At 61.4% G+C, this 1070-nt stretch carries 1 protein-coding gene; it reads right to left on the bottom strand.

Translation table 11 applies throughout. The features are described 5' to 3' along the window. The coding region (tuf, locus tag J8847_RS24005) for an elongation factor Tu (RefSeq protein WP_211527197.1) at positions 1 to 1067 on the bottom strand (1067 nt) is incomplete at its 3' end. Positions 1068 to 1070 lie beyond the last annotated feature (3 nt).

The raw sequence follows: 1070 nt of genomic DNA, 5'->3' as shown, positions 1-1070 counted from the left end.
CCTGGCATGACCATTTCTTTGTCGGCCGGCAGCACGATCGAACCGGTCACGTCAGTCGTACGGAAGTAGAACTGCGGACGGTAGTTGTTGAAGAACGGGGTGTGACGGCCGCCTTCGTCTTTCGACAGGACGTACACTTCGCCGGTGAAGTCGGTGTGCGGCTTGATCGAGCCCGGCTTGGCCAGAACCTGGCCACGCTGGACGTCTTCACGCTTGGTGCCGCGCAGCAGCAGGCCGACGTTGTCGCCAGCTTGACCCTGGTCCAGCAGCTTGCGGAACATTTCCACGCCGGTGCAGGTGGTCTTGACGGTGTCGACGATACCGACGATTTCGATTTCTTCGCCGACCTTGATGATGCCGCGCTCGACACGACCGGTCACCACGGTACCGCGGCCCGAGATCGAGAACACGTCTTCCACCGGCATCAGGAAGGCGCCGTCAACGGCACGTTCCGGGGTCGGGATGTACGAATCCAGTGCGTCAGCCAGACGGATGATGCAGTCTTCGCCCATCTCGCCAGCTGCGCCTTCCAGCGCCATACGAGCCGAACCCTTGATGATCGGCAGGTCGTCGCCCGGGAACTCGTACTTCGACAGGAGCTCGCGCACTTCCATTTCGACCAGTTCCAGCAGTTCTGCGTCGTCGACCAGGTCGCACTTGTTCAGGAACACGATGATGTAAGGAACGCCAACCTGACGCGCCAGCAGGATGTGCTCGCGGGTCTGCGGCATCGGGCCGTCAGCGGCCGAGCACACCAGGATCGCGCCGTCCATCTGCGCAGCACCGGTAATCATGTTCTTGATGTAGTCGGCGTGGCCCGGGCAGTCAACGTGAGCGTAGTGACGGTTCGCGGTCTCGTACTCGACGTGCGCGGTGTTGATGGTGATGCCGCGTGCCTTCTCTTCCGGAGCCGCGTCGATCTGGTCGTATGCCTTGGCTTCGCCGCCGAACTTCTTCGACAGAACGGTTGCGATCGCAGCCGTCAGGGTGGTTTTGCCGTGGTCAACGTGACCGATGGTGCCGACGTTGACGTGCGGCTTGGTCCGTTCGAATTTTTCCTTTGCCATTTC

Source organism: Massilia sp. AB1 (assembly GCF_018119385.1).
Lineage (GTDB): Bacteria > Pseudomonadota > Gammaproteobacteria > Burkholderiales > Burkholderiaceae_D > Telluria.
The sequence above is the reverse complement of the archived record's forward strand: the minus strand, read 5'-3'. Positions and strand labels throughout refer to the sequence as shown.